General features: G+C 46.8%; 22 protein-coding genes. 14 read left to right on the top strand and 8 right to left on the bottom strand.

Annotated features, from left to right (window positions below; translation table 11 throughout):
• Window positions 1-17 precede the first annotated feature (17 nt).
• Window positions 18-1,430 carry a circularly permuted type 2 ATP-grasp protein gene (locus AOC28_RS05770; RefSeq protein ID WP_072583185.1) on the bottom strand — a complete coding sequence of 471 codons (1,413 nt, stop codon included), beginning with the start codon at window positions 1,428-1,430 and terminating at the stop codon, window positions 18-20.
• A gap of 144 nt (window positions 1,431-1,574) precedes the next feature.
• Window positions 1,575-2,027 (bottom strand): SsrA-binding protein SmpB, encoded by a 453-nt coding sequence (smpB, locus tag AOC28_RS05765; protein ID WP_072583017.1) that lies wholly within the window; start codon window positions 2,025-2,027, stop codon window positions 1,575-1,577.
• A 25-nt stretch (window positions 2,028-2,052) separates the two neighbouring features.
• Here smpB and AOC28_RS05760 point away from each other — a divergent pair, with 25 nt between their 5' ends.
• From AOC28_RS05760 to AOC28_RS05700, 13 genes are all read left to right on the top strand, one after another.
• Complete coding sequence (locus AOC28_RS05760; protein ID WP_072583016.1) at window positions 2,053-2,484, top strand: type II toxin-antitoxin system RatA family toxin; 432 nt, start codon at window positions 2,053-2,055, stop codon at window positions 2,482-2,484.
• Complete coding sequence (locus AOC28_RS05755) at window positions 2,477-2,827, top strand: RnfH family protein (protein WP_072583015.1); 351 nt, start codon at window positions 2,477-2,479, stop codon at window positions 2,825-2,827. Before AOC28_RS05760 ends, AOC28_RS05755 begins: the two co-directional genes overlap by 8 nt.
• A 26-nt stretch (window positions 2,828-2,853) precedes the next feature.
• Window positions 2,854-4,317 (top strand): IMP dehydrogenase, encoded by a 1,464-nt coding sequence (gene guaB, locus AOC28_RS05750; protein WP_072583014.1) that lies wholly within the window; start codon window positions 2,854-2,856, stop codon window positions 4,315-4,317.
• 36 nt (window positions 4,318-4,353) lie between these two features.
• Window positions 4,354-5,961 (top strand): glutamine-hydrolyzing GMP synthase, encoded by a 1,608-nt coding sequence (gene guaA / locus AOC28_RS05745; RefSeq protein WP_072583013.1) that lies wholly within the window; start codon window positions 4,354-4,356, stop codon window positions 5,959-5,961.
• Window positions 5,962-5,991: 30 nt separating this feature from the next.
• Window positions 5,992-6,789, top strand: coding sequence for a ferritin-like domain-containing protein (locus AOC28_RS05740; RefSeq protein WP_083564241.1), 798 nt, complete (start codon window positions 5,992-5,994; stop codon window positions 6,787-6,789).
• A gap of 9 nt (window positions 6,790-6,798) precedes the next feature.
• Entirely contained in the window at window positions 6,799-8,697 is a 1,899-nt protein-coding gene (locus tag AOC28_RS05735; RefSeq protein ID WP_143143893.1) for a radical SAM protein, read from the top strand.
• Between the two features lie 64 nt (window positions 8,698-8,761).
• The gene (locus AOC28_RS05730) at window positions 8,762-9,463 is read left to right on the top strand and encodes a hypothetical protein (protein WP_072583010.1); all 702 of its coding nucleotides are present in this window, start codon (window positions 8,762-8,764) and stop codon (window positions 9,461-9,463) included.
• Window positions 9,439-10,167: a hypothetical protein gene (locus AOC28_RS05725; RefSeq protein ID WP_072583009.1), complete on the top strand. Its 729-nt coding sequence runs from the start codon at window positions 9,439-9,441 to the stop codon at window positions 10,165-10,167. Before AOC28_RS05730 ends, AOC28_RS05725 begins: the two co-directional genes overlap by 25 nt.
• Window positions 10,168-10,195: 28 nt before the next feature.
• The gene (gene queE, locus AOC28_RS05720; RefSeq protein WP_072583008.1) at window positions 10,196-10,849 is read left to right on the top strand and encodes a 7-carboxy-7-deazaguanine synthase; all 654 of its coding nucleotides are present in this window, start codon (window positions 10,196-10,198) and stop codon (window positions 10,847-10,849) included.
• A 35-nt stretch (window positions 10,850-10,884) separates the two neighbouring features.
• Window positions 10,885-11,349 (top strand): 6-carboxytetrahydropterin synthase QueD, encoded by a 465-nt coding sequence (queD, locus tag AOC28_RS05715; RefSeq protein WP_072583007.1) that lies wholly within the window; start codon window positions 10,885-10,887, stop codon window positions 11,347-11,349.
• Window positions 11,350-11,808, top strand: coding sequence for a tRNA adenosine(34) deaminase TadA (gene tadA, locus AOC28_RS05710; protein WP_072583006.1), 459 nt, complete (start codon window positions 11,350-11,352; stop codon window positions 11,806-11,808).
• Window positions 11,805-12,749 carry an LD-carboxypeptidase gene (locus tag AOC28_RS05705; RefSeq protein WP_072583005.1) on the top strand — a complete coding sequence of 315 codons (945 nt, stop codon included), beginning with the start codon at window positions 11,805-11,807 and terminating at the stop codon, window positions 12,747-12,749. The genes tadA and AOC28_RS05705 overlap by 4 nt, the downstream gene beginning before the upstream one ends.
• Complete coding sequence (locus tag AOC28_RS05700; protein WP_237767749.1) at window positions 12,749-13,396, top strand: heme-binding protein; 648 nt, start codon at window positions 12,749-12,751, stop codon at window positions 13,394-13,396. The genes AOC28_RS05705 and AOC28_RS05700 overlap by 1 nt, the downstream gene beginning before the upstream one ends.
• Here the strand turns inward: AOC28_RS05700 and rlmJ are convergent.
• The 5 genes from rlmJ to AOC28_RS05675 are packed head-to-tail and all read right to left on the bottom strand — an operon-like array spanning window position 13,393 to window position 18,950.
• Window positions 13,393-14,280 (bottom strand): 23S rRNA (adenine(2030)-N(6))-methyltransferase RlmJ, encoded by an 888-nt coding sequence (gene rlmJ, locus AOC28_RS05695; protein WP_072583004.1) that lies wholly within the window; start codon window positions 14,278-14,280, stop codon window positions 13,393-13,395. The genes AOC28_RS05700 and rlmJ overlap by 4 nt on opposite strands.
• Before the next feature lie 6 nt (window positions 14,281-14,286).
• Window positions 14,287-15,078: a phosphatase PAP2 family protein gene (locus AOC28_RS05690; RefSeq protein ID WP_072583003.1), complete on the bottom strand. Its 792-nt coding sequence runs from the start codon at window positions 15,076-15,078 to the stop codon at window positions 14,287-14,289.
• A 5-nt stretch (window positions 15,079-15,083) separates the two neighbouring features.
• Window positions 15,084-16,343, bottom strand: coding sequence for a glycosyltransferase family 9 protein (locus AOC28_RS05685; RefSeq protein WP_083564240.1), 1,260 nt, complete (start codon window positions 16,341-16,343; stop codon window positions 15,084-15,086).
• 17 nt (window positions 16,344-16,360) lie between these two features.
• Window positions 16,361-17,404 (bottom strand): lysylphosphatidylglycerol synthase transmembrane domain-containing protein, encoded by a 1,044-nt coding sequence (locus AOC28_RS05680; protein ID WP_072583002.1) that lies wholly within the window; start codon window positions 17,402-17,404, stop codon window positions 16,361-16,363.
• Window positions 17,405-17,453: 49 nt separating this feature from the next.
• Window positions 17,454-18,950 (bottom strand): glycosyltransferase family 39 protein, encoded by a 1,497-nt coding sequence (locus AOC28_RS05675; RefSeq protein ID WP_072583001.1) that lies wholly within the window; start codon window positions 18,948-18,950, stop codon window positions 17,454-17,456.
• A gap of 47 nt (window positions 18,951-18,997) precedes the next feature.
• On the opposite strand from AOC28_RS05675, the gene AOC28_RS05670 reads away from it, so the two are divergent.
• Window positions 18,998-19,795 (top strand): DUF3047 domain-containing protein, encoded by a 798-nt coding sequence (locus AOC28_RS05670; RefSeq protein ID WP_072583000.1) that lies wholly within the window; start codon window positions 18,998-19,000, stop codon window positions 19,793-19,795.
• A gap of 50 nt (window positions 19,796-19,845) precedes the next feature.
• Here the strand turns inward: AOC28_RS05670 and AOC28_RS05665 are convergent, their stop codons facing one another.
• Entirely contained in the window at window positions 19,846-22,113 is a 2,268-nt protein-coding gene (locus AOC28_RS05665) for a heavy metal translocating P-type ATPase (protein ID WP_072582999.1), read from the bottom strand.
• Window positions 22,114-22,163: the final 50 nt, after the last annotated feature.

Raw genomic sequence — 22,163 nt, 5'->3', positions numbered from 1 at the left:
TTCCCCATACTCTTCACTCACTCTTCCAATACCCAGGTATCTTTAGTGCCGCCACCTTGGGAGGAGTTCACCACTAAAGAACCCTCTTTGAGTGCAACCCTAGTCAATCCGCCTGGAACCATCCTGATAGTCTTGCCTGAGAGAACAAAGGGTCTTAAGTCGATATGCCTTGGTGCAACGCCTGACTCAACAAAGGTAGGGCAGGTGGATAGCGCCAATGTAGGTTGCGCAATATATTTATCTGGATTGGCGATAAGGTGAGTTCTAAATTCTTCAATCTCCGCTTTGGTTGATGCTGGACCAACTAACATGCCATAACCACCAGCACCATGAGTCAGTTTCACAACCAGCTTATCCAGATTAGCTAAGGTATAGGCTAAGTCATCTGCCTTACGACATTGGAATGTAGGTACGTTATTAAGAATCGGTTTCTCACCAAGATAAAACTCAATCATCTCTGGAACGTATGGATAAATAGATTTGTCATCAGCAATACCGGTGCCAATCGCATTTGCCAGTGTTACGTTACCAGCGCGGTGTGCTGATAAGAGCCCCGCAACGCCTAAAGTGGAATCAGAGCGGAATGCCAATGGATCCAAGAAGTCATCATCAACACGACGATAGATAACATCAACTCGCTCAGGCCCTTGAGTGGTTCGCATAAAGACTTGCTCATTTTTCACAAATAAGTCTTTACCTTCCACTAACTCAACACCCATCTGCTGCGCGAGGTAGCTGTGCTCAAAGTAAGCAGAGTTATACATACCTGGAGTTAGTACAACGACGTTTGGTTTTTTAACGTCATCTGGTTTAACTGACTTGAGACATTCCAATAAAAGATCGGGGTAATGCTCTACAGGGGCAATGCGATATTTTTGAAAGAGGTCAGGGAAGAGTCGCATCATCATCTTGCGGTCTTCAACCATGTAAGACACGCCAGAAGGAACACGCAGGTTATCTTCTAAAACGTAGAACTCACCTTCACCGGCGCGAACGATATCAATCCCAGCAATTTGTGCGTAGATGTCGCGCGGTATGCTGACGTTGCGCATCTCAGGGCGATATTGCGCATTGTTATAAATCTGTTCGGCTGGAACAATGCCCGCCTTAATAATGTCCTCATCGTGATACACGTCGTAGACAAAGCGATTAAGTGCTTTGACTCGTTGACGTAATCCCGCCTCAAGTTGCTCCCATTCCTTGGCAGTAAAGATGCGTGGCACTTGATCGAAAGGAATGGTTCTTTCCGACCCCAGGTCATCTCCGTAGACGGCAAAGGTAATGCCCACTCTTCTAAAGATCAGGTCTGCTTCAGCGCGTTTGAGACCCATGAGGGTGTCACTTTGCTGTTTCAGCCAATTGTGAAAGATTTGGTAGTGGGGACGCGCTTTGCCTGCGGTGTCGAGCATTTCGTCAAAAGGCAATTTCATAGTTACCAAACTAATGCCTTTATAAAAGCTGGAATGAATGATTTGAAGCGGCTTGGTGCTGAATTGCACCATAAAAGTGCATATATGCTCAAATATTCGCCCTAAGGGCAGTCTACCCCAGTTTTTATGGGCTTAGGCAAGAAATTAAGCGTTTAGATCGCCTCTAGCGATACGGCCTTTTTGGACTTCCCATTCACGTTCTTTGGTGGCTGCGCGTTTGTCATGTTGCTTTTTGCCTCTGGCCAGGCCAATCTCACACTTCACATTGCCTTTAGAGAAGTGCAGGTTTAGGGGTACCAGGGTATAGCCCTTTTGCTCTACTTTGCCGATGAGTTTTTTAATTTCGATGGCATTGAGCAGGAGCTTTCTAGTGCGGGTGCTATCGGGCACGATATGGGTGGAAGCTGAGAGCAGGGGGGTGATATGGCAGCCGATTAAAAACAGCTCCGCCTTGCGAATGACGACATACGCTTCTTTGACGTGCACGCGACCTGCGCGGATGGCTTTTACTTCCCAGCCTTCCAGTACAAGCCCTGCCTCAAAGCGCTCCTCGATAAAATAATCAAAGAAGGCTTTTTTGTTATCGACGATACTCATATTTATTTAGCTCTCAAGAACGATTATGGCAGACGTCTACAAGACCGTTTTAATTAGCCAATCAGCCGACCGTATGTACGGCTTGGTGACCGATGTCGCCCGCTATCCTGAGTTCTTGCCTTGGTGTGGCGGAGTGGAAATTTTTGAGCAGACTGAGACCGTGCTCGACGCCAAAATTAATATTCATTTCAAGGGAATTACCCAATATTTTCATACTCGGAATGTGAATCACCGCCCTGAAACAATTGACATGGTCTTTGTAGACGGCCCGTTTAAGCACTTTTCTGGGCAATGGAACTTTATCCCTTTGCGGGAAGATGCTTGTAAGGTGGAGTTCAAGTTGCACTGGGAGTTCAAAAGCGTCATTTTGGACAAGATTATTGGCCCAGTATTTGGTCATATAGCCGGCACCTTTGTTGACTGCTTTGTAAAGCGTGCCGAGGACCTCTATGGCTGAGCGCTCGCTTGACCTCATTCTCTGTGATGCCAGGCAGGGTGAGCCAGAGCTTAAGGCGTTCAAGCTCATCCTGTCAGCGGGCGAGTTGCCTACTGTTGGTCTGGCTCTTATTAGGGCCGGGATTGCAGTTGGTCCAGAAGACCCTGTTTTAGCTAGAAAAGGCTGCTTCGGGGTCTTTGGTAAGCGCAAGGACTGGGATAGCCCCATTTATGCTGGAGATCGCCTAGAGCTCTATTCCCCGCTATTAATTGACCCTAAAACGGTTCGGCGTAAGAAGGCTAATCAGAACCAAGATGCCAAATTCCAGGCTGCCGCAGCTAAAAGAAAGGCTAGGAGGCTATAATCTGTTTTTGCGACTAGGGGTTTTGCATGCGACTCATTCAAAAAGCACTCACTTTTGACGATGTGCTCCTCGTGCCGGCTTATTCATCGGTACTCCCTCGAGATGCCAGCTTGGCAAGTAAGTTAACTCGAGATATTTCACTTAATACACCATTGGTGTCCGCAGCTATGGATACCGTCACTGAAGGTCGTTTGGCAATTGCCATGGCTAGTGAGGGTGGCATTGGCATCGTTCATAAAAACTTAAAGCCTGCTGAGCAAGCGCGTGAAGTAGCTAAAGTAAAGCGATATGAATCTGGTGTTCTGCGTGATCCAATCACGATAAGCCCAGAGGTCACTCTGCGTCAGGTGATCCAACTTTCTCGTGAGCATGGTTTCTCAGGATTCCCAGTGCTCGTTGGCAAAGAGGTTGTTGGCATTATTACGAACCGAGATTTGCGTTTCGAAGAAGACTTAGATGCTCCAGTAAAAACAAAGATGACTCCACGTGAGCGTTTGATTACCGTGAAAGAAGGTTGCTCACTGGATGAAGCAAAGCGCTTAATGAGTCATCATCGTTTAGAGCGCGTATTGGTTGTCAATGACAAGTTTGAACTGCGTGGCCTCATTACCGTTAAAGACATTCTCAAGGCAACTGAACATCCCAATGCTTGTAAAGACAGCGAAGGTAAATTACGCGTTGGCGCCGCAGTAGGCGTTGGCCCTGATAACGATGAGCGTATTGAGTTATTGGTGCGTGCTGGTGTTGATGTGATTGTGGTTGACACAGCTCATGGCCATAGCCAAGGCGTATTGGATCGCGTGAAGTGGGTTAAGAAAAATTATCCTCATGTGCAAGTGATTGGCGGCAATATTGCTACTGGTGATGCTGCTAAGGCATTAGCTGATCATGGTGCTGATGGTGTCAAGGTGGGTATTGGTCCTGGCTCAATCTGTACAACACGTATTGTTGCTGGCGTTGGTGTTCCACAAATCACTGCCATAGTGAATGTGGCAACTGCACTTAAGGGTACCGGTATTCCATTAATTGCTGATGGTGGCATACGTTACTCCGGTGACGTTGCAAAAGCATTAGCTGCTGGCGCTAGTTCGGTCATGATGGGTGGCATGTTTGCTGGCACTGAAGAAGCTCCTGGTGAAGTGTTCCTGTATCAAGGACGCTCATATAAGAGCTATCGCGGTATGGGTTCTTTGGGCGCGATGGCGGATGGTTCTGCTGATCGTTACTTCCAAAGCGATATTGTTGCGAATGCAGAAAAGTTAGTGCCAGAAGGCATTGAAGGTCAAGTGCCATACAAAGGTAGCGTGTTGGCAATCTTGCATCAGCTGACTGGTGGTATTCGTTCTTCTATGGGCTATCTCGGTTGCAAGACCATTGATGAGCTCCATGAAAAAGCTAATTTCGTTGAAATCACATCAGCTGGCGTGCGTGAGTCGCACGTTCATGACGTGAAAATCACTAAAGAAGCGCCAAATTACCATATTGATTAACAACTATAAAAAGCTGAAATAAAGGCTGATCTTTTCGTGCACGACAAAATACTGATTCTCGACTTTGGTTCACAAGTAACTCAACTCATTGCTCGGCGTGTACGTGATGGACGCGTATATTCAGAGATCCATCCCTACGATTGCGACCCTGAATTCATTCGTAAGTTTGTTCAGGAGCAAGGTGGCAAAGGCATCATTCTCTCTGGCGGCCCTAGTTCGGTAACTGAAGATGGTAGTCCCCGTGCGCCTCAAATCGTTTTTGAGCTTGGCGTTCCTGTTTTAGGAATTTGCTACGGTATGCAAACCATGGCTACTCAGTTGGGTGGTGCAGTTGCCTCTGCAGAGTCTTTGGGTAAAGCACGTGAGTTTGGTTACTCCGAAGTGCGCGCTCATGGGCACACAAATTTGCTTAAAGGCATTCAGGACTTCTCCACCAGCGAAGGTCATGGGATTTTGAAGGTGTGGATGAGTCATGGCGACTCAGTCACCTCAATGCCGCCTGCGTTTAAGTTGATGGCCTCTACTGAGTCTTGCCCAATTGCTGGCATGGCGGATGAAGAGCGTCGCTTCTATGCATTTCAGTTTCATCCAGAAGTAACCCATACCATTCAAGGCACTGCAATCATTGAGCGCTTTGTCCATGAAATTTGCCAATGCAAACCTGACTGGGTAATGGGCGACTACATTGCAGAAGCAGTTGAGAATATTCGCAAGCAAGTTGGAAATGAAGAAGTCATTCTGGGCTTGTCTGGCGGTGTCGACTCCAGTGTTGCAGCGGCCTTAATTCATCGTGCGATTGGCGATCAATTGACTTGTGTATTTGTTGATCATGGCCTGCTTCGCTTGAATGAAGGTGATATGGTGATGGAAATGTTTGCACGCAATTTGGGTGTGAAGGTTATCCGCGTTGATGCTAAAGAGAAATTCATGGGTGAGTTGGCTGGTGTTGCTGATCCAGAAGCCAAGCGCAAGATCATCGGTAAAGAATTTGTTGAAATTTTCCAGACTGAGTCTGGGAAGATTCAGAATGCTAAGTGGCTTGCCCAGGGAACGATCTACCCTGACGTTATCGAGTCTGCAGGTAAGGGTAAGAAGGGTGCGCACACGATCAAGAGTCACCATAACGTAGGTGGCTTACCTGAAGACATGCATCTCAAATTGCTTGAGCCCTTACGTGAACTCTTTAAGGATGAGGTCCGCGAACTTGGGGTGGCCTTAGGTCTTCCTCGTGAGATGGTGTATCGCCATCCATTTCCAGGGCCAGGTCTTGGCGTGCGTATTTTGGGTGAGGTCAAAGCAGAGTTTGCGAGCTTACTGCAACGTGCTGATGCCATTTTCATTGAAGAGTTGCGCAATACGATTGATGACGCAAGTCAAAAATCTTGGTATGACCTTACGAGTCAGGCATTTGCCGTTTTCTTGCCAGTGAAGTCTGTTGGCGTAATGGGTGATGGCAGAACTTATGAATATGTTGTTGCCCTTAGAGCAGTCCAAACCCAAGACTTTATGACAGCGCATTGGGCCCACTTGCCACATGAGTTGTTAGGTAAGGTTTCAAACCGCATCATCAATGAAGTGCGCGGTATTAACCGTGTTGTATACGATATCAGTGGAAAACCACCCGCAACGATCGAGTGGGAATAAGGGGTAGGCGATTTAAGCCTGCCAATATTCATGCTTGAGTTACGCGAAGCTTCACTCGCAATCCTGGCAAGGGCTGATGCACAAAACAAAGTAAGTCAGTTACTCAGTTTGTTTGATGGTTATCACAAACAACAAATCACCCTGGATGTTGCTCGTAAGATTGATGCTCAAGGCCTTTCTCTACCTGGGCGTCCGCTAAAGCCGGAATTGGTACTTCCTAAGCTGGTTCCCAAAAGAAGAATGGATACCTCCGAGGGTAGGGCGGGCTTATTGCACTCACTCGCCCATATTGAATTTAATGCAATGAACCTTGCGCTAGATGCCATCTGGCGTTTCCCAGATATGCCCAAGGAATACTATGAGGACTGGTTGAAGGTTGCCAAAGAAGAGGCCTATCATTTCAGTTTAGTAAATGAGTATTTGCATGCGCTGGGGTTTTCTTATGGAGATTTCCCTGCCCACAATAGTTTGTGGGAGATGGTTGAAAGAACAACGGATTCTGTAATTGCAAGAATGGCTTTGGTGCCCAGAACAATGGAAGCAAGAGGCTTAGATGCGGTGCCAGCGATTCAAGATCGCTTCAAGCAAATTAAAGAAGTGCGTGCAGTGGAGATATTGGAAATTATTCTCAATGATGAAATCGGCCATGTATTGATTGGCAATCGCTGGTTTAATTTCTTGTGCGTGAAAGATAATCTTTCTCCAATCACTGCTTATCGAGAGTTAGCCGCCAAATATCGTGCGCCTGTTTTAAAGCCCCCATTCAATATGGAGGCCCGCAAGCAGGCTGGCTTTACAAGCGAAGAGCTATCTCTTCTTGGTGCATAGTAAATAATGATGAAGGTATTAAGCCTCATTCCACCCATGACCCAGCTGAACACGCCGTATCCCTCTACGGCGTATCTCACGGGATTCTTGAGGTCTCGTGGAGTTGACGCCGTTCAAGAGGATCTCGCCTTAGCTTTAGTGCTCAGTTTCTTTACTCCAGAGGGTATGTCTGAGATTCGTGCTCAAGCGCTCACGGTGCCTGAAGAGAGTCGCAGTGCCAGCGTTAATTTCTTTCTGGATTACTTTGATGCCTATCAATCAACCATTGCCCCAACGATTAGCTTCTTACAGGGGCGCGATAGCACTTTAAGTCATCGCATCAATACCCGTGATTTTCTACCTGAGGGACCACGATTTACTTCTCTTGATGCATTTGATGAAGAGGAGGCGGGTGATCCTTTATCTTGGGCCTTTGGCGCTTTAGGGTCTCAAGACAGGGCGCGTCATTTAGCCACCCTTTATCTCAATGATTTATCCGATGTATTGCGTGATGCTGTTGATGACCGCTTTGAATTCGTGCGTTATGCAGAATCCTTGGCAAGTAGTCAGCCTACCTTTACGCCTTTGGCTGATGCGCTCCAGGCTAAACCAACGCTCATGGACCTGCATTTACAAGAGTTAGCCAGTAAAGCGATTGAGCGTCACCAGCCGAATGTAGTACTCCTATCCGTACCCTTCCCGGGGGCCATGTATGCAGCCTTGCGTATAGCTCAGGTGATTAAAAAATCACATCCAGAAATCAAGATTGCTTTGGGTGGTGGTTATGTCAATACTGAGCTTCGAGAGTTATCCGACGCTCGGATCTTTGATTATGTGGATTTCATTACGCTAGATTCTGGCGAGAGACCGCTGCTTGCTTTACTCGAGCACATCGGCGGCAAACGCTCCACCGAAAGATTGGTGCGAACCTTTATGCGGAATTCTAGTAATCAAGTGCAATACCTCAATTGGCAAGAGCTTGATGTGCCTTTTGAAGAGGTTGGTACTGCCACTTGGGATGGGTTACCGCTGGATTCTTATTTATCTCTTTTGGATATGCTTAATCCGATGCATCGCTTATGGAGTGACGGCCGCTGGAACAAGCTGACTGTTGCGCATGGCTGTTATTGGAAAAAGTGCAGCTTCTGCGATGTATCTCTTGATTACATCTCTCGTTATGAAACTGCGTCAGCCAGTTTATTGGTAGATCGTATTGAGCAAATTGTTCAGGAAACTGGGCAGACAGGATTTCATTTTGTGGATGAAGCTGCGCCACCTAAGATATTAAAAGCGCTGGCTGAGGAGCTCATTCGCCGCAAGGTGCTCATTTCTTGGTGGGGCAATATTCGCTTTGAGAAAACCTTCACGCCTGAATTGGCGGAGCTGTTAGCTAAAAGTGGATGTATTGCGATGTCTGGAGGTCTCGAAGTGGCCTCTGATCGCCTACTCAATCTCATGAAAAAAGGCGTATCGGTTGAACAGGTTGCTCAGGTTACAAAGGGTTTCTCTGATGCCGGAATCTTGGTTCACGCTTATTTAATGTATGGCTTTCCAACACAAACCGTCCAAGAGACGGTGGATGCATTGGAATATGTGAGACAGCTTTTTGAGCATGGCTGTATTCAAAGCGGCTTCTTTCATCGTTTTACTTGCACCGTACATTCTCCGGTGGGTCAAAATCCGCAAGAGTATGGAATTGAACTCATTCCTTTGCCAGAAACCACCTTTGCCAAGAATGATGTTGCCTTTATTGATTCCACTGGGGTTGATCATGGAGTCCTTGGTCAGGGGCTAAAAAAGGCCATTTATAACTATATGCACGGCGTAGGATTTGAGATCAAAACTCAGTCTTGGTTTGATGGTTTGGGCATCTCCATACCCAAGACAACTGTCCCTAAAAATTTCATTCAAAACGCCTTGTATCGCTAGCTCACCTCTATAAATCAGACTTACAATTATTTTGTAAAGTTCTCAATTAACGTAGGAGATATCAATGAATTTATCACGCCGTACTTTTATTGCATCAGCCGCATTAGCTCCCGTCGCTTGTGGCGTTCCTCTCTCATATGAGCGTGGGACACCAGTTGCCCAGCCAAAACCTTTGCCAGCAGTGCGCGCCCCTCAAGTAGGTCAGGAGTGGTCTTATATCAAGCGCAATGTATTTGATGGGAAAAACCTAGGAATCATTACTGAGCGTGTTGCTAGTGTTGGCTCGACCATTGTGATTGAACGCACGGATGAGAGCGGCGGCAAGCTGCCGAATGAAGTGCAAGGCCCATGGGGTGTTGTGCAGACCGATCCACAGTGGTCGCGTACGATTAGCTTTAATCCGGCTATCCCGTTATGGCCATCAGAGCTATCTTCCAGTTGGAATAAGCAGCTCAATACCAAATACAAATTAGCAGGCTATCCAGATTCCGCCTATAGCTGGCAGGAGTTTATGGGTGCACATGGCTGGGAACAAATTACTGTGCCTGCCGGAACATTCTTAACTTTGCGTTATCAAAACCTCATTAACTATGAAAGCAATGATGACAATAAGGTCAATTGCATTCGCAAAGAAACGATTTGGTTTGCGCCAAGTATTGGGCGCTGGGTTGCGAGGGAATCTTCTGGCTCTTACATGATTCAAGGCCAACTAGGCATGCCTAATTTAGAAGATAGTTTTCAATGGCAACTGACTTCTTACAAGTAAGCGCTTTGCGTCGCCTTGTCTTATTGATGCTGCCAGTCTTACTGGCGGCATGCATCTCATCTCAACCCTACCCTGGGGGTATTCTTGAGCCTCAGCCCATACCAGCTCCAGTGGTAAGGGCGCCCAAGGTAGGTCAAGAGTGGGTTTATCAAGTTCGCAATGTATTTAATCAAGAGATCGTAGATACGGTCACCGAAAAAGTAGTTTCTGTTGGCAATGAAGTACGCATTGCTCGCACGAGTCTTAAGGCGGGACCACTTCCTGATGAAGTTCAATCGCCCTGGGGTTTTGTTGTGCAAGATGCCCATTGGAGTCCAACTCAGAAGTTCACAAAGCCCATTCCGATGTGGCCGCTACAATTACAGGCAGGCTGGAGTGGGTTCTTTACCACCCAATATCAAGTGCCCGGATACCCCGATGGCAGTTATTACTGGGGTCTCGGTATGACTGCATCGCAATGGGAGCGCATTCAGACCCCTGCGGGGCAATTTTTGGTATTACAGATTCATAATGAAATCCCGAATTTTGTCAGTAATGACCTATTTAGAGTTGGCAATGAGCGGCAAGAGGACTTGTGGTTTGCACCAGAAATCGGACGATGGGTTATTCGGCGTAGTTCAGGACGCTATATCACTACTGGCATCTATTGGGCTAATGCCTACTGGGAAGACTATCTGGAGTGGGAGTTAATCTCCTGGAAATAAGCAAAGCGCTTAAAATAGACGCATTGCTATGTATACCGTTAAAGAACTATTCCCCACACTTCAAGGCGAAGGCACCCACACTGGTAGGGCTGCCGTATTTTGTCGTTTTGCTGGATGCAATCTTTGGAGTGGGCGTGAAGAAGATCGCGCCTCAGCGATTTGCCAGTTTTGCGACACCGATTTTGTAGGTAGCGATGGTGCTGGCGGTGGCAAGTTTGAAACTGCTGCCTCACTTGCTGATGCAATCGAGACTTCATGGCGTAGTACTTCAGCTGGTCCGCAGCAGCGTTATGTAGTTTTCACTGGTGGGGAGCCGCTCTTGCAATTGGATGAAGAGTTGATCGCTGCACTTCATCAAAAAGGTTTTGAAGTGGCGATTGAAACGAACGGCACCATTAAAGTTCCCAAAGGAGTTGATTGGGTTTGTGTAAGTCCTAAAGCTGGCTCTGATCTGATTGTTCTTCAAGCGGATGAGTTAAAGCTAGTCATCCCACAAAATGACCACCAAGCATTAGAAAAACTCATGGCCCGCTTTGAGGGAATGGATTATCGCAATCGTTTCTTGCAACCCATGGATGGGAAAAACCTTAAAAGTAATACTGAGTTAGCAGTAAGCTTATGTCAAAAGCGTCCCTTATGGAGATTGAGCCTGCAATCTCATAAACTGATTGGGATTCGATAGTTGACTAAGCTCAAATAGGATTAATTAAGCACTGAATGACAAATAAACAACCTGCCATCTCCATTACGCGCCGCCTTGAGTTTGACTCCGGGCATCGTATTCCCAATCATGATGGTCAATGTCGGCATCTGCATGGACATCGCTATGCAATAGAAGTCACGCTGACTGGTGAAGTGGCTGATCATCCTGGCAAAGCAGATGATGGCATGGTGCTCGACTTTGGCGATATCAAACGCTTAACAAACCAATACGTAGTAGATCTTTGGGATCATGCATTTTTGGTGGCTAAAGAGGATGAAGGGCTGGTTGCATTCTTGTCAACCTTACCTGATCACAAGACGGTCATCATGGAGCATGTCCCAACTGTTGAGAACTTAGCTAACGCGGCCTTTGTAATATTGAAACCCGTTTTCAGTAAAGCTTTTAGTGGCCGCTTAGAGCTCTCTTCTATTCGTCTTTATGAGACGCCCAATTGCTGGGCTGACGTGCATGTTGTGTAAATGACGCAAACAGAGCTTGACCAGCAATATATGCGTATGGCAATTGAGCAAGCTCAGTTGGCAGCGCAATCAGGTGAGGTTCCTGTAGGCGCAGTGCTAGTTCGGGATGGCCAAGTCATATCGAGGGCATTTAACAAGCCGATTGCAAACCATGATCCTAGTGCTCATGCTGAAATGCTGGCCTTGCGAGAAGCAGCGCTAGCCGAAGAGAATTACCGTATCCCTGGCAGCACCTTATATGTCACTCTTGAGCCGTGTGCGATGTGCTCCGGTGCTATGCTCCATGCTAGGATTGATCGAGTGGTTTATGGGGCGCAAGACCCCAAAACAGGCTCTGCTGGTAGCGTGCTAGATATATTTTCTTCAAAACAGATTAATCACCAGACCAGTGTTGAAGGTGGCATCATGAGTGAAGAGTGCGGTCAATTGCTGCGTGATTTTTTTAAGGGGCGACGTTGAAATCCATTCACCTCATTGCTCCTTCTGGAGCAAGCTTAGATAGTAAAAGCCCATTGGCTGGTATTGACTGGTTTGGACATCAAGGTATTACTATCTATAACGTAGATTGCGTACATCGTGGCCATGAACGCTTCGCTGGCAATGATGATGAGCGTCTTACTGAGTTAAATGCCATATCCAAATTAGAACCTCAGACTGTAGTGATGTCTATGCGCGGCGGCTACGGTCTCCATCGCTTGCTACCCGGTATTGAGTGGCAAGCAATTGCAAAGGCTATTCAAAACGGCTTGCAAGTATGTGGTCATAGTGATTTCACTGTCTTTCAGTTGGGATTGCTAGCAAAAACTGGTGCCATTTCTTTGGCTGGTCCGATGCTGAACTATGACTTTGGAAGGTTAGGTGATGATGGTTCACCGGTAGTGCCGGATGAGTTTATGTGGAAGCATTTCCAGGCCGCAGCTCAAGACCGAAGACTAGATTGCCAAGTGTCGACCCCACAATCTTTCTTGGGTAATAAAGACGCGCACTCAATCACAGGTTTATTGTGGGGCGGTAATTTAACGGTTCTGGCTGGTTTAGTTGGCACACCATATCTTCCAAGCGCTCAGCAAACGCAAGGCGGGATCTTATTTTTGGAAGATGTGAATGAGCATCCTTATCGAATTGAAAGAATGTTGATGCAACTTTTAGATGCAGGCATTCTTGCAAATCAATTAGCCATATTGTTGGGTGGATTTTCTGCCTATCGTCTTTACGACAACGATAAGGGGTATTCGCTCGAGCGCGCTATTGAGGCGATACGCAAACGTTTGCCGGAAGCGATTCCAATTTTGACCGGGCTGCCATTCGGACATCAGGCCAATAAATTAACTTTGCCTGTTGGTGCGCAAGCCGATTTACATTTCAATTCAAATGGATTTGAACTTAAAGCACAGTGGTAATGTTTACTGAGACCAGTGTGGGAAACTCTTTTTTTAAAAGTCTTTTAGTTTTCATTGCACTCACCTTTACTGGAGCAGTCATGGCAACCGAAGAGCCAAAATATGCTGTTCTCGAAAAAGAACCACCCTTTGAAATCCGCTCTTATGCACCCATGATTGTTGCTGAGGTACAAGTTGAGGGTGATTTAGATGAGGCCTCGAGCCAAGGGTTTCGCTTGATTGCTGCTTATATTTTTGGCCAGAATCAAGTGAGCGAAAAAATTGCAATGACTGCGCCAGTGACAGTCGAAGATCAAGCGGTGAAGAGCGCAAAGATTGCAATGACTGCACCGGTAGGAATTGAGTCTAAAGCCGGCAAATGGACAGTGTCGTTCGTGATGCCTGCTGAATATACGATGGAATCGATACCCAAGCCCATGAGTCCGCAAGTGCAATTGCGCCAAATTCCCGCAGTAAAAAGGGCAGTCATTAGTTTTAGTGGTTTTTATAATAGCCAGAAAGTGGCCGAGAAAACGCTAGAGCTGGAGCAGTGGATGAAGTCTCGTAATTTGCAAAGTGCCGGCACTCCTAATTTCGCACGTTATAACCCGCCTTGGACTTTGCCCTTCATGCGTCGCAATGAAGTCATGATCACCTTACGTGACTAGTTCTTAGCTTCGAAGCTCTTCAATAAAAATTGGCCGCCGCCATTGATGCCTAAAGCCTTCGTTAAGGTCGGTAGTGCCTGGGCCAGATGTTTTTCTAGAGTCCAGGGTGGATTGATAATAAACATCCCGCTAGCTTGCAAACGGCGCTCACCTGGCGCATTTTCAACTCGTAACTCTGTATGTAACCACGAGCGTTTATGTGCGGTAGCAATTTTTTTCAGACGGTCAGGTAGAGCTGCCGATTCTCTTCTAGAAAGTACCGGGTACCAAATTGCATAGCAGCCTGTGGCGAAGCGTTGCAGCGCCTCTTCCATGGCGAGCTCAAGATAACGATAGTCTTGCTTGTCTTCGTAAGAAGGGTCAATTAATACGAGGCCGCGTCGACTAGGAGGGGGCAGTAGTCCCTTGAGTCTGGCAAAGCTATCCTCAGCATAAATATCAATCTGTTTAGACTGTTTTAGTTCGCCAATATTGTGGCGCAGAATATCGATCTCTTTGGGGTGCAGCTCAAAGAGCTTGAGTCGATCTTGTGGACGCAGCAGACGTGCCAGAATAAAGGGGGAGCCAGGATAGGTATTTAGATGGCCCTCAATGTTCTCAGCATCAATGCACTTCAAGTACTCTTGGATGCTCTCGGGGATTGGGGTGTTTGCGTGATGGCAAGTTTCTACATATTGCTTGAGGCGAAAGATTCCGCCATCAGCTTCTTTACTCACTGTAGAAAAGCCATCTTGCAAACTATAGATGCCAGCACCTGCATGGGTATCAACAAAGGTAATGGCAACAGGCTTCTCTTGAAGGTATTGAACCAAGTGAATTAAGGTAAGGTGCTTCAGGATGTCTGCGTGACTTCCCGCATGAAATGCATGTCGATAGCTAAACATCTTGAATTATTCTGCCTTGCGAGGCGCTTGAGTAAATTGCGCCTTGACATAAAAGACTAGGGTGAAGGCCACTATGGCAATGGAGAGATACTGCAATGGCAGATTTAAGTCCAGATCCATGATTTGCGTAAGGTGGGCGTACATTGCGATAACGCCGCCAAGCGCAATCAGATGCGACCAGATTTTTCTTGGCCCAAGTTGATTTTCCGGAAATTGATTAGCCGCTAGGGCCCCGAGCATTCCACACCAAATACCAACACCTGCGCCACCTAAAACGTCGGTGAGCCAATGGGCGCCTACAGCGCTACGTGATAAGCCCACTAAAGTGGCAAGCAAAAACAGCAGCATCAATGAATCACGTTTAACTTTACCTACGGAAAAATACAAGGCGCTTGCAATAGCAAATGCAGTGAGCGTATGACCAGATGGGAAGGCTTTATGGAGTAACGCTTCACCAATGCGATAAAAGCTGCCATCGGTTAGGACGCCTGCAGGTCTTGGCAGGTCGAAGAGGCCTTTTAAGACTGTGCTTGCTAATGCGGCTATCCCGCCAGCAAAAATTCCAGCAGTCAGCATCCTTGGCGCAAGTAACAGTAATGGAAAGGCAAGTGCAAACACTCCCCAACCATTACCAAAAAAAGTAAGCCAAGCCCAAAGGGTGTCTGGCAGTAATTGCGTAAAGCGGTTAATGAATAAAAAAGTACTGCTTTGAAACTCACCAAAGTAAATTACGCAAGCGAGCGCAATTGGAGCTAATGGAATGAACCAAGAAAATGTGGGAATTGCCTTTTTGCTCATCCAGCTTAGCGAGCCTTTGCCTTGTCAGCATCTTGCAATTGCTTGATTACTTTATCCAGGACTTGTGGAACGGTGATGGCCTGCATGCACACGTTGTCTTGACAAGGGGTTTTACGGTGATTGGCAGCACTTACGCAGGGCGAGCAAGCTAGATTGGCAGTGATCGCAATGGAATTGCCAACAGAACCATAAAGGGCTGGAGTCTCCGGTCCAAAGAGAACGACTGTTCTCAATGGCGTCACGGCTGAAAAGTGACCAGGACCAGAGTCGTTGGTAACCATGACATCTGATAGCGTGTACAACGGTGGCAGCTCAGCAAAGCCGACCTGTCCAGCAAAATTTAATGCATTTTTAACATTGGCAACAGCACGAACTTTTTCTACGTAGACAAACTCAGTAGGTGAGCCGGTAATTAAGATGAGATCGTTGGGATATTGCTGATGGATTGCTTGAATCAATTCAGAAAAACGCTGTTGTGCCCAGCGGCGTTGTGGAAGAAGATCGCTTGCATTCGGATTGATCAGAATGAGACGATCCTTCCCCGAGATGTAATTGATGCGGGCCTCTTTAGCCATTTTTTCAATACGCTCGCGCACCTTTTCGAGGGCGCTTGGATTGATGACGGCTTGCTCGAGGCGTACTTCAGAGTCCGGAATCTCAATCTTGCTAAATGGAACTTCAATTTTTTGGGCAAACGCCGCATGAATTAAAGATAGAAAATTCTTAGTAATGTGAATATGCGGGTTGTAATGCACCTTGCGAGTGAGCATGAAGCCGCGCCACAATCCTTCACCATGAAAAATGTGATACCCCACGCGACGACGAGCGCCACACATGCCAGTCAGTAGGGCAGTAAATCGAGAGAACAACTCTAGGTCAATAACGGTATCAATACGGTGCTTGCGAGCAAGTATCAGAAAGCGCAGCGTATCTTTAATTAAGCCACCTAAGCTAGATGAGTCAATTGTGAAGATATTTTCTGGTTTAACGGTATTGAGTAAAGTCAGGCTGGCGCGATTGCTTTTGAAGATCAAGAAAAACAATTCTGCTCCACGAGCTTTTGCATTGCGCATTGCAGGATCTACCAGAATGGCGCTTCCCATTTCCGAGAGTTCAATAAAGAGTAATTTTTTTGGAGTCTCTGGGCCGTGATTGAATATATTTTTTATGCGATCAATCAAAGCGATAAATGGGCTAACGATTGCACAAAGAGGCACACCGACCCAATGATCAATCGCGCGCATAGTGTTGACACTAATAGTCATATTTTGGCTCTAAAAAATTATTTTCGTTTTAATAAAAAATAGGCGCCTGGCAACACCGATAAAACAGTAATTGCTCCGTAGCTAATGGAGGCTAATACTGTTAGCGAGGGGTTAACACCCCATAAGGCCAGGACCGATGAAAGGGTGGCTTCACGCAAGCCCCATCCCGAAATGCTAATTGGCAACATGAGCAACAGGCTGAGCGCAGGTAAGCCAATCATTAAGCCTTCAATAGGTGCATCTACACCGTAAGCCTTAAGACAAAAGAGTAGCGTCAAAATAGTGAGGAAATGAATGCCAATCGCCAGGCATGCTTGAGCAATATTGTTAGGCCACGCAAACGCTAGCTGGATACCAGGCATGGCTTTGTTCATATTGAAACGTTCTAAGAGTTTTTGCAGGAGTTGCTTGCTCGGCCCCCAGGCAAGGATAAGGGCGATTGCTACGCCAGCAAGCAGCATTACCGCCATGACTGCGTAGCCCAAATCTTGACCCCAGGCTGCGAGGGTGGCGCCACCCAATATCAAGCCAATCCCGCCTAGTAAATTGTTACCCGCTAAACCAAGAAGGCGATCTACCAACACCATCGAAAAACTTAAACGCAATTTAGGTGTGGCGTGCTCAAGGTCTACTGAGTGATGAAGTTCATCATCCAACTCTTTGGTTTCCGAGAGATTGCCGGTGCTGGTCAAATGCGTTGCAGTAATGGCGCGATAACTATCGCCACCCAAGGTGCTAGGCAGGCCTTGGTTTATGAGACCGCTGGCAAAGTAGAGGCCAATGTAAGAGCGAATACGGCGGGGAAATCCCACTCTTTGCATAAACAAGCCCCAGCGATATCCGCCACAAATAAATGCCAACATCATGCTTACTAGAGCCGCCAAGAACCATAGAGGCTGCATCTGAATATGGGTATCAAATAGTGAGCGCCAATCAATTCCACTCGTTGCTTTCCAAAGCAGAGCAACGGAGAGTAGAACGCGAATAGTAGGCCAAGCCTTCTTGAGAATGGATTTCCACCCCGATTGGGTCTTTGGGGTGGGTTGGGCTGGTGAACTCATAAGCGTAAGGATAATGCCTCGGGCGCCTAAGGTCTTGAATTTGGGGGAATTACTCCGCTTGGCCAGGGCCTTGCCAATGACTGCAGAGGCTAAAGTCAAATTTAGATAGAACTTGACCAAATCGGACGATTTCTAGGCTATCCAAGGGCTCGCAGGCTTGAAAGGCTGCTTTCTTACCCACCGGTATAGGGTATGGCATGCCAGACCAGCTAATCAGAAGTACATTTGCCCCCTTTGGCACATCCCCAAACCAGAGATCAAACTGATCCTGTCTCTGGTCTAAAACATAAACTGGTATAGGTGAAGCATACCAAGCAGCTCGACTTCCTAAGGTCCAGTTTTGAACAGCAATGCCATCGGCTTTAGTGGCCTTAGCAAGGCCTGCTGCCTTTTGACCCGCCACTTTCCAGCCATACAAATCCGCAATTGGATTGGACTTGACTGAGGCCGAACTAATACCGCCTGACAATACGTATCCAAAGCCGATGCAACATAAAGCAATTTGAACAAAAAATAAAATACGAATCCAGTAACGATGTTGTGTAGCCCAAACTTTTGCTAAGCCAATTCCGGCAAATGGTGCGAGACAGAACCAAGCAGGCGAAGTCCAGTGAGGAAGTCCACCTCCGCCAGAGAGGCTGACAAAAATTGCAAATGGAATCAAAAAGAATCCGAAGAGCGCAAGCAATGACAGTTTTGTAGCGTGCATGCAGTCTTTTAAAAACACAACAGATCCCAAGATGAAAAGAGGACCAAAGACTAGTATTTGAATGCCGATATAAGCGCCTAGCCTGCGCCAGAGCCATTCTCCACCGCCACCATGGGCAAGTTGATATTTGAATGAAATCCAATCGTTAGCCCAATTCCAATACACGACGGGGGTGATCAGGAGTAGAGCGCTTAGTGTGGCAATCCAAAAACCTACTTTGGTGATCCATGGTTTTCTTGGCGTACTCAAAAATACCAACAGCAACGCAAGCGCAGTAAAAGCGGCCGTGTATTTACTTAAGCCAGCTAGGCCTAACAAAACGCCAGTAATAATCCAATCGCCAATGCTAAATTGGTCTTTACTTAACCACCGTAAAGCCATCCACATCAGACCAAGACTTAATGGCGCAAGTAAAGTATCCGGTAGTAAACCGATCGCCAGAATGTGCAACATGGGTGCAGCGATAACTGTCAAGACTGCCATTAGTCCACATAAGTTTGTTGATGGCAGTGCACTGGTGAGATAGCCAGCGTTGCGCCCACGAATAAAGTGATGCACCTCAACCGTAACTTCATAAACTAAGTAACAAGAGAGAATCCACAACAACTCTGGAATGAGACGAATAATGCCTTCTGAAGAGGTGAGCGTCACTAAGGGCCACTGAATCCAACCCACCAACGGTGGGTGATCAAAATAACTCCAGGCTAAATGTTGGGCATATAGCGCATAGTGGGCCTCATCAACTGAAAACTCTATTGAAAAGCCCAGAGCCAGGTGCACTACCGCGGCAATAAGGACGCAGATTGCAGCCCAGCTGGAAGGTGATTGTTGGCGCATTCGATAATTTTAGTCTCACAAAGACCATTCTTTGGGACAATTAAGACATGCTCAAGCAAGTCCTTTCACTTTTAATCCTTGGTGCAGTCGTATTTTTGACTAGCTGTGCTGGGCTGGGCGGAGAATCTGTGCAAAACGAGGCAGGACAGGCATTTAATGTGGATCAATTGCCGGCGCAAGAAGAGCTACCCAAATTCTCTGCTGAAACTGCGCGTGCTGGCATGCCCAATGGTTGGAACTTTTACCGCATAGCACCCTTTAAAAAGAATACGGTATATCGCCTGGAAAACTATCAAGGCAGAACAGTCTTGAGCGCAAATTCCAAAACATCTGCCTCCGGATTGGCTGTGAAGTTACGCCCCCGTAAGGCAAATAATTTATGGCTGCAGTGGGAATGGAAAGCCATCAACCCAATTGCGAATGCTGATAATGCGGATGCTTACGCAGATGATGCTCCGCTACGTATCTTGGTTGCATTCGATGGCAATAAGTCAAAGTTACCCTTAAAAGAAAAAATGACTTTTGAAATGGCCAATCTGATTAGTGGCCAAGAAATGCCGTATGCCACACTGATGTACATCTGGTCCGGAAAGTCCCCTGTGGATGCCATCATTCCAAATGCGCATACCTCTCGCATCAAAATGATTGTGGTGGATTCTGGTTGGGATGGTTTGGATCAGTGGCATAAGCATCAGCGTGATTTAGCGGCCGACTATAAGCGTGCCTACGGTGAGAGCCCTGGTCAGGTCATTGGTATCGCCTTACTCACCGATACAGACAATACCAAATCAGAAGCGCGTGCGTATTATGGTGATATTGAACTTATTCGCAAGAATCAAAAATAAATTACTTCCAAATAAGTGACAATATGCAAGTAAGCAATGCTTCTTATTTGTTAATGCGCAGGACGCCAGCGCTTGAGTAGTAAGGCGTTGCTAAGAACACAGAAGCTCGATAAGGCCATGGCACTGCCAGCTAGCATGGGTGACAGATAACCGAGCGCTGCCAATGGAATCCCGGTAGCATTAAAGATAAAAGCCCAGAATAAATTTTGCTGAATCTTTTTCCAGGTCCGCCTGGAGATATCGATAGCATTCGCAACCAGAGTGGGATCACCTCGCATTAAGGTAATCCCGGCAGCTTGCATGGCCACATCAGTGCCCGTAGACATTGCCATACCCACATCTGCAGTTGCCAAAGCAGGGGCATCATTCACGCCATCTCCTACCATTGCAACAAATTGACGTTCACCATCTTTCGATTGGAGTTGGCGAATAATTTCTGCTTTATTGCTTGGCATAATTTTTGCAAACACTTCTTGAATGCCAATCGTTTTGGCAACACGATTGGCTGCAGCTAGATTGTCACCAGAAAGCATTACTGCGCGAATATGCAACTTATGTAGTGAAGTAACCGCCTCTTGAGCGTTATCTTTGAGTTCATCTCCAAAGGCAATGATCGCAATGGGTGAGGAAGGATTTTCTTGATTCATTAATGCGGAGATGGTTTGACCGGCATCAAAACAGGCTTGTGCCTTTGCAAGTATTGCGGAGTAGTGTGGATTGCCTTCTAACGATGCAATGCTTTGTAGGTTCAGACTAAGGCCCAGAAAAACGCCAGCGCTTGGCCTGCCGCTGATACCAATGCCGGGCAGGGCTTTGCTGTCTGTTGGCGTGATGGGATTTAAGCCCCTTTGTTTAGCGGCATCTAACAGTGCTTTTGCAAGAGGGTGCTCACTACCAAGCTGTAAACCTGCTGCACTCGCGAGAATGTCATCAACCGCATATGAATCACCAAAAGGAATAATCTCTAGCAGTCTTGGTTTGCCAATAGTGAGGGTGCCTGTTTTATCGAAGGCCACTATGTTTAAGCGATGCGCTAACTCTAATACCTGTGGATCTTTGATGAGGATTCCAAAACGTGCTGCCACGCCAGTCCCTGCCATGATGGCTGCAGGTGTTGCAAGACCCAGGGCACATGGACATGCAATAACGAGAACTGAGACTGCGCGCAATATGGCGACAGATGCAGAGTCCAAATAAAACCAGTTCGCTAATCCAGTAATGATTGCAATCCCAATAACGCTAGGAACAAAAATTGCACTTACTTGATCGACTAATTTTTGTATAGGTGCTTTTTGGGTTTGCGCATCCTCTACTAAAGAAATAATTTTTGAGAGAACGCTCTCAACGCCTACCGCCTGGGCCTCGATCACTAACAGGCCTTCCCCATTGAGTGAGCCGCCAATGACCTTTTCACCAAGATGTTTTTTGACGGGGTCGCTTTCTCCAGTGAGGAGGGATTCATCAACATGGCTGTTGCCAAGTAAGATGATTCCATCCACCGGTATACGTTCACCTGGCAACACTAAGACGCGATCTTTAGGGAATACCTGATCTAGAGGAAGATCTCGAAATTGGTCTAATGCAGAGTTCTCGCTGATAACAATATTTCGCTCGATGACTTTGGCATGCTCAGGCCATAGCTTTTGCAAGGCGCGTATTGCTTCACTAGTTTGTTGCTTGGCTCTTGCTTCCAGCCATTTACCAAGCATGACCATGCATATAATGACAGCCGATCCTTCAAAATAGAGTCCATGACTTGCATGGGGTGATGCAATCATTTGATACACACTTAATCCGTAGGCTGCACTTGTGCCGAGCGCGACTAATAAATCCATATTGCCAACACCCGACATCAGAGATTTGAAGCCTGCTTTATAAAAGCGCCATCCTAAAAAGAATTGCACTGGAGTTGCAAGTAATAGTTGCCATGTCGGTGACAGTGACCAATGAATGCCAAAAGGCATGAGGAACATGGGTAGAAAGAGTGGAGCTGAAAGGCTAAAGCCTAGAATGACGCGACCCAGACCATCAGTCCCCCAGAACAATTTAGAGGGGGCTAACTCAGGAATGCCGTGGGGCGCACTGATTTTGGCTGAATAACCTGTTTTTTGTACTAAAGCGATGATGTCATCGATTTTGACCCCGGAATCAGCGTTTACGCGAATTTTGGCTTGTTCAGTTGCCAAATTCACGCTGGCCGCTTCCACGCCGGGAATCTTGTCTAGAGCCTTTTCAACCCTGCCAACACAAGAGGCGCAGGTCATCCCGCCGATATCTAGAGTAAATAGCTCTGAATTAGTGTCTTTTTGGGGATCCATATAAAAGATAATCTACTCTATACAAGCTATTTTCACAGCAAAAGGCCCTA

The sequence above is a fragment of the Polynucleobacter sp. MWH-Adler-W8 genome, from assembly GCF_001889925.1.
Classification (GTDB): domain Bacteria; phylum Pseudomonadota; class Gammaproteobacteria; order Burkholderiales; family Burkholderiaceae; genus Polynucleobacter.
Note: the sequence above shows the minus strand (reverse complement) of the source record. Positions and strands in the feature narration are given on the sequence as shown.

What these genes read in the sequence shown, in the direction of transcription:
- AOC28_RS05700 (WP_237767749.1), top strand. Translation starts at nt 12,749, where the DNA reads ATGTTTACTGAGACCAGTGTGGGAAACTCTTTTTTTAAAAGTCTTTTA.
- smpB (WP_072583017.1), bottom strand. Translation starts at nt 2,027, where the DNA reads ATGAGTATCGTCGATAACAAAAAAGCCTTCTTTGATTATTTTATCGAG.
- AOC28_RS05665 (WP_072582999.1), bottom strand. Translation starts at nt 22,113, where the DNA reads ATGGATCCCCAAAAAGACACTAATTCAGAGCTATTTACTCTAGATATC.
- AOC28_RS05725 (WP_072583009.1), top strand. Translation starts at nt 9,439, where the DNA reads ATGGCAACTGACTTCTTACAAGTAAGCGCTTTGCGTCGCCTTGTCTTA.
- AOC28_RS05680 (WP_072583002.1), bottom strand. Translation starts at nt 17,404, where the DNA reads ATGAGTTCACCAGCCCAACCCACCCCAAAGACCCAATCGGGGTGGAAA.
- AOC28_RS05685 (WP_083564240.1), bottom strand. Translation starts at nt 16,343, where the DNA reads ATGACTATTAGTGTCAACACTATGCGCGCGATTGATCATTGGGTCGGT.
- queD (WP_072583007.1), top strand. Translation starts at nt 10,885, where the DNA reads ATGACAAATAAACAACCTGCCATCTCCATTACGCGCCGCCTTGAGTTT.
- AOC28_RS05730 (WP_072583010.1), top strand. Translation starts at nt 8,762, where the DNA reads ATGAATTTATCACGCCGTACTTTTATTGCATCAGCCGCATTAGCTCCC.
- queE (WP_072583008.1), top strand. Translation starts at nt 10,196, where the DNA reads ATGTATACCGTTAAAGAACTATTCCCCACACTTCAAGGCGAAGGCACC.
- tadA (WP_072583006.1), top strand. Translation starts at nt 11,350, where the DNA reads ATGACGCAAACAGAGCTTGACCAGCAATATATGCGTATGGCAATTGAG.
- AOC28_RS05675 (WP_072583001.1), bottom strand. Translation starts at nt 18,950, where the DNA reads ATGCGCCAACAATCACCTTCCAGCTGGGCTGCAATCTGCGTCCTTATT.
- guaB (WP_072583014.1), top strand. Translation starts at nt 2,854, where the DNA reads ATGCGACTCATTCAAAAAGCACTCACTTTTGACGATGTGCTCCTCGTG.
- AOC28_RS05755 (WP_072583015.1), top strand. Translation starts at nt 2,477, where the DNA reads ATGGCTGAGCGCTCGCTTGACCTCATTCTCTGTGATGCCAGGCAGGGT.
- AOC28_RS05735 (WP_143143893.1), top strand. Translation starts at nt 6,799, where the DNA reads ATGAAGGTATTAAGCCTCATTCCACCCATGACCCAGCTGAACACGCCG.
- AOC28_RS05740 (WP_083564241.1), top strand. Translation starts at nt 5,992, where the DNA reads ATGCTTGAGTTACGCGAAGCTTCACTCGCAATCCTGGCAAGGGCTGAT.
- AOC28_RS05770 (WP_072583185.1), bottom strand. Translation starts at nt 1,430, where the DNA reads ATGAAATTGCCTTTTGACGAAATGCTCGACACCGCAGGCAAAGCGCGT.
- AOC28_RS05690 (WP_072583003.1), bottom strand. Translation starts at nt 15,078, where the DNA reads ATGAGCAAAAAGGCAATTCCCACATTTTCTTGGTTCATTCCATTAGCT.
- rlmJ (WP_072583004.1), bottom strand. Translation starts at nt 14,280, where the DNA reads ATGTTTAGCTATCGACATGCATTTCATGCGGGAAGTCACGCAGACATC.
- AOC28_RS05670 (WP_072583000.1), top strand. Translation starts at nt 18,998, where the DNA reads ATGCTCAAGCAAGTCCTTTCACTTTTAATCCTTGGTGCAGTCGTATTT.
- AOC28_RS05760 (WP_072583016.1), top strand. Translation starts at nt 2,053, where the DNA reads ATGGCAGACGTCTACAAGACCGTTTTAATTAGCCAATCAGCCGACCGT.